This is a genomic window from Mesorhizobium sp. M2A.F.Ca.ET.042.01.1.1, assembly GCF_003997405.1.
In the GTDB taxonomy this organism is placed as follows: Bacteria; Pseudomonadota; Alphaproteobacteria; order Rhizobiales; family Rhizobiaceae; genus Mesorhizobium.
Window position 1 is genome coordinate 1 of the sequence record NZ_RZRX01000355.1, and the last position, 4857, is coordinate 4857.

The 4857-nt window shown below is 63.0% G+C and carries 6 protein-coding genes; 2 read left to right on the forward strand and 4 right to left on the reverse strand.

Annotated elements, in window-relative coordinates; translation table 11 throughout:
• Positions 1-196 precede the first annotated feature (196 nt).
• Both EOA23_RS31590 and EOA23_RS35925 read left to right on the forward strand, forming a co-directional pair.
• On the forward strand, positions 197-511 hold the full coding sequence (locus EOA23_RS31590) for a hypothetical protein (RefSeq protein ID WP_127306983.1): 315 nt from the start codon (positions 197-199) through the stop codon (positions 509-511).
• Positions 512-854: 343 nt separating this feature from the next.
• Complete coding sequence (locus EOA23_RS35925; RefSeq protein WP_189341784.1) at positions 855-1022, forward strand: hypothetical protein; 168 nt, start codon at positions 855-857, stop codon at positions 1020-1022.
• An 87-nt stretch (positions 1023-1109) separates the two neighbouring features.
• Here the strand turns inward: EOA23_RS35925 and EOA23_RS31595 are convergent, their stop codons facing one another.
• The 4 genes from EOA23_RS31595 to EOA23_RS31610 all read right to left on the reverse strand — a co-directional run.
• Positions 1110-1424, reverse strand: a complete 315-nt coding sequence (locus EOA23_RS31595; protein WP_127306984.1) for a hypothetical protein — start codon at positions 1422-1424, stop codon at positions 1110-1112.
• A 163-nt stretch (positions 1425-1587) separates the two neighbouring features.
• Positions 1588-1791 carry a hypothetical protein gene (locus EOA23_RS31600; RefSeq protein WP_126079175.1) on the reverse strand — a complete coding sequence of 68 codons (204 nt, stop codon included), beginning with the start codon at positions 1789-1791 and terminating at the stop codon, positions 1588-1590.
• Between the two features lie 53 nt (positions 1792-1844).
• On the reverse strand, positions 1845-3836 hold the full coding sequence (locus EOA23_RS31605; protein ID WP_127306985.1) for a protein-L-isoaspartate(D-aspartate) O-methyltransferase: 1992 nt from the start codon (positions 3834-3836) through the stop codon (positions 1845-1847).
• Positions 3837-3848: 12 nt separating this feature from the next.
• Positions 3849-4857 (reverse strand): thiamine pyrophosphate-dependent enzyme (locus tag EOA23_RS31610; RefSeq protein ID WP_245474408.1); only part of this gene is annotated, 1009 nt, incomplete at its 5' end.

The window sequence follows — 4857 nt, forward strand, 5'->3', positions numbered from 1 at the left end:
TTCCCATATCTCGTGGGCGCGCTGCCTGATCCGTTCTTCCCTGTCCATGCCCGGCTCCTCTCGCGGCTGAGCTCCACCGCTCGCGTCTAATCGGGAGGCGGAAGGTTTGTTCCACCGAGGACTTTGTTTCGGCTGCCCGGTAGTTGGGAACTCCGTCCTCGCGCCGGTGTTTTCTTCCATCAACCGGAGATCAGTCATGAACAACATCCAGAACCGTCGCGAGACGGGCGCCACGAAATATCCGGCGAATACCGACCCGGATCCGAGCGACGAATTTGCCCAGGACGCCGCCGGCAACGAAAGACCTCACGTCGATCCAGGCCTTAGTCGCAAACAGGGCGAGGTCGAGGACAAGACCCACCAATCGGAAGGCCGCAATCCGCCGCGGCAACCGACGCCGAGCCCGGCGACCGAAAAAAGCTCAGGTGCCGGTCCATCCGTGGCTGAGCATTCCAAGGACGCAAAGGCGCCCCGGAGCGGTCGTCAGCCCGGCGCCTATGTGAAGGAATGAACGGCGCCGCAGACGCGATGGAACATAGCTATGACTTCTAAGTTCGGGGAATAGCCGCCGCCGACGATCCGGCGGCGGATCGTGAGGCTCTGGACCCGTCCGGAGCTGCCGCAACCACGGCGGATCGGTTATGAACAAAACAGCATTAAGCAAGCATCTGCGAGAACGGGCAGCCGCGGTTGGGCTACGTCCACTCCGTCGGCGGGCATGGCTTCCTCTGACGGCAAGTGTCCTGGCGAGCCTCCTTTGCGTCCCGGCATCGGGCCACCAGGCGCCAGCGGGCTGGCAGTATGACCCTTCCTGCTGCGCTGGGGTGGATTGCTACCAGGCACCGCCTTCGGATGTGAAAGAGACGAAATACGGCTACCAGCTTTCGACCGGCGAGCTGATCCCCTACAGCGACCACCGCATAAAGCGATCGCGCGACGAAAACTTTCACGAATGCAAGCCGGGTGGCGATATGAAGTCGCAGCACTCCTTCTGCCTCTATGTCCCCGACCGCGGCATGTAGTGGGAAGTGCTCCAGCACGCGATCGCCCAAGAAAGATGGGCCCGCTTCTGAGAAAGGCGGGCCCTTCGGCGTGAACGGGCTCCAGGCTTACTTGTTGCAGTTCTGCATATTGGATGTGGTGGTGCCGGTAGCGGTATTGTTGTCCGTGTCGTTGCCGGCCGCGTCCTTGCAGCGGTCGTTTGCGCCGTTGGACTTGGTGCTGTTCGTGCTGTTGGTGGCGTTTGGATCGATCGTGCCGTTGCCGTTATTGCTGCCGGTACCCGTTGCGGCGCCGGTGCCAGTGGTGCCTGTGGTAGCGCCGGTGCCGTTGGTGCCGTCCCCGGTGCCTGAGCCGCTCGTTTGTGCCATCGCGGAACTCGCCAGGACAATTGCAAGAACCGATGCGGAAAGAAGTTTGATCATGGTAAGGATCTCCTGTTGATCGCCTGATTGCGATATAAATCAACAAGAAATTCTATCGGATGTTCCAAAGGTCTCTGCTCTGGTGCGGATTTTGTTCATCAATGTTGATGTATACCGAACAAAATTAAGGAATCAGCTATGTTGATCGGTGTTGTTTCTGGGTTTATTTGTTCGTGCGAACCTTCTGGCGCGGGTTGATGCCACCCGCGTCGGTGGTGTCGTTCTCGACATCACCTTCGACTGTGTTCTCGCCGTGCTCCAGCTCGTCGCCTTCCTTGATGGTGCCCTTGGAGGTTCCAATGCCGGGATCATTGCCCAGATCGGCATCGCTCGGTTTTTTCGATTTCGGGTGCTGGTTACCGCTCATGGTCGTTCCTCATTATGTCCTTCGAACGGGAAGCGGCGCAGAATGTTCCGGCGTCAGACGCCGAACGGATAGGTTTCCGGCATGCCTTCAGCGGCGTGTTCGGGTCCGAGCGGCGTGACCGCGCTGGTCTCGTCGAACCAGACGAAGGCATCGAATTGCCGCGCCAGAGAAGCGTCGGCATAGTGGCTGTGCAGCTCGGTTTCCGGCCGGTAGATCACCCCAATGAACCGCTCCAGGCGGCGCTCGGTCAGCCGGTCGCGCAGCTTCGGGTCGCGTCCTAGGTTAAGCAGGAACCGCTCGATGCCGGCGTCGTGGCAGAGCCGCTCGTAGCTGTCCTCGCGCGATGGCCGCACCGACTTGATTTCCATCTCGCCGTCCCAGTCGGTCGCCGCGGCGACCGTGCCCGTATGCGTGCCGAAACCGATGAGAGCTGCGGCATCGCCGAAGCGCTGCCGGCAGAGCTGGCCGATATTCACCTCCTCGCGCGAGATTCCCATTTCGGTGTAACGCGCATCGCCTATGTGGGAATTGTGCGCCCACACGACGGCCTTCGCGTCGGGACCCCGTGCATCGAGCACATGACCCAGCGTTTCGAACATATGCGTGTCGCGCAGATTCCAGGATTGCGGTCCGCCGTAATACATGACGCGGTAATACTGCTCGGCGGAGGCGACGAGCCGGGCATTCTGCGCGGCGTCGAACAGTTCCTCGCCGTCCCGACCGGCATGATCGAGTTGCCTCGCCAGCATGTCGCGGCACTGTTCGAGGACCGCTTCCTCGCATTCGCGGTAGCCCTTGGTCAGCGCGGCGCGGCCATAGGTCGACGGCTCGGTCTGCCATGGCGTCAGACAGCCATAGCGTTCCCGCGCAACCCTTGCCGCTTCCGGGTCGACGCGGTCGAGATACTCCAGGACGGCGGCGATCGAGCCCCGCATGTTGTAGATGTCGAGGCCATAGAAACCTGCTTGCGGTTGCAGCGCCTTGACCTTGTCATTGTGCTCGCGCAGACATTCCACGAATGCCGCCACATCGGTGTTGCGCCACATCCAGCTTGGAAAGCGCTGGAACGGCTGGTCGGCACCGGGCGAGGCGCCCCTGCCGCGGACATGGCGGTCGATGGCCGCTGCATCGGGCCAGTCGGCCTCGACCGCGACGATGGTGAAGCCGTGCCTCTCGATCAGCCTTTTGGTGATTGCCGCGCGCGCCCGGTAGAATTCGGACGTGCCGTGGCTGGATTCGCCGAGCAGGACGATCCGCCGGTCCGCGAAACGGTCGAATGGTTCGGCAAACGCAGGGTCGTCGAAGTCGGAAAGCTGCTCGGCGACCGCGGCGATCATTTCCGGCAGGCTGCGTTTGCGCGCCAGTGGCGTCGTGGGGACAGTCGCCGGGCGGCTTTCCTCCCGCCAGCCCTGTTCGCCGATCAACGGGACGAAGCGCACGCCGCCGAAATCCTCCTCGCTATAGGTCGATGCGCCGGTGCGGGTCACCTTGAGCAGCCGCTGCTCGTCGGGATCGTCGCCCACCGGAATGACCAGCCTGCCGCCGACGTCGAGCTGCTGCTGCAAGGCCAGCGGCGCGCCCGGCCCGCTCGCCGTCACCACGATGGCGTCGAAGGGTGCTGCTTCGGGCCAGCCTTTGGTGCCGTCGCCGATCCGCACCTCGATGTTGCCGTAGCCTAGTCTTTGAAAGCGTCGCCGTGCGTCCTCGGCCAGTGGCGCGTGGCGTTCGATCGTGTAGACATGGTCGACGATGCGGCTCATGACGGCGGCTGCATAGCCGGATCCCGTACCGACTTCGAGCACCTGGTCGCCTGGGCCGACTTCCGCCATCTCCAGCATGAAGGCAACGATGTAAGGCTGCGATATCGTCTGTCCTTCTGCGATCGGCAGCGGTCCGTCCTCATAGGCGAATTCCTCATAGCCTGGGCCCACGAAGACTTCGCGCGGAACCTCCCGCATCGCCGCCAGGATTTCCCGATCATGGATGCCGCGCCGGCTGAGATGAACATCGACCATCCGTCGACGCTCACGGGAAAGATCAAGCATCGCAATCCCCTTCTATTCGCCTGCCTCCATCATCGTCCTGGCAGGCTCCCGGGCGACGTTTTCCTCGATCTCGTCGCGGCCCGGAGTCTGCGGCAGCGCCTTGCGGAAGTTCTTGGCGTAATCGGGTGGCATTTTCGGCGGCATCATCGGCTCATAGGCGTCGACCAGCGCCTCGATGATCACCGGCCCGCTGGTGGCGAAAGCCTGGTCGAGCACCCGCTCGACCTCCTCCGCCCGCTCGATGCTGAAGCCTTTTCCGCCCATCGCCTCCGCGGCCTTGGCGAAATCAATCGGCTGCAATTCGCAGCCGAATTGCGGGTTGCCGAGGAACATCATCTGCTCCCAGGCGATCTGGTTCAGCATGTTGTTCTTGATGACCAGGACTTTCAGCGGAATGCCGTAGCGCACCGCCGTGGAAAACTCGCCGAGCTGCATGGCGAGCCCGCCGTCGCCGACGATCGCCGCGACCGGCCGGCCCGGAAAGGCAATGCCGGCCGCGATCGCATAGCTCAAACCGCAGGACATTGAGGCGAGCGCGCCCGAAACGCCGAAAGCCTGTCCCGCGCGGAGATCGACATGGCGCGCGGCAAGTTCCGTGTTCTGGCCGGAATCGGTCGCCAGCACCGTATTCTCGGCAAGGCGCTCGCCGAAGGCGCGCACGACGCGTTGCGGCTTGAGCGGATGGGCCAAACCATCTTCCGACTGGCGCATCATCTCGCGCCATTTCTGCATCGAGCTCTGCGCGGTCGCAAGGAATGCGCCGTCGCCCTTCTGCTGCAGCCGCTTGTTGAGGGCGCGCAAGGTCTCCGCCGCATCGCCGACCAGACCGGCCTCGACCGGGAAGCGCAGGCCGATGCGCTGCGCGTCGCAATCAATCTGGACGCCACGGGCTTTGCCCGGCTGCGGATAGTACTCGATATAGGGGAAGGTCGAGCCGACGATGAGGACGGCGTTGCACGTCTCCATCGCCTCCTGCGACGGCAAGGTGCCCAGAATGCCGATGCCGCCCGTGGTGTAGGGA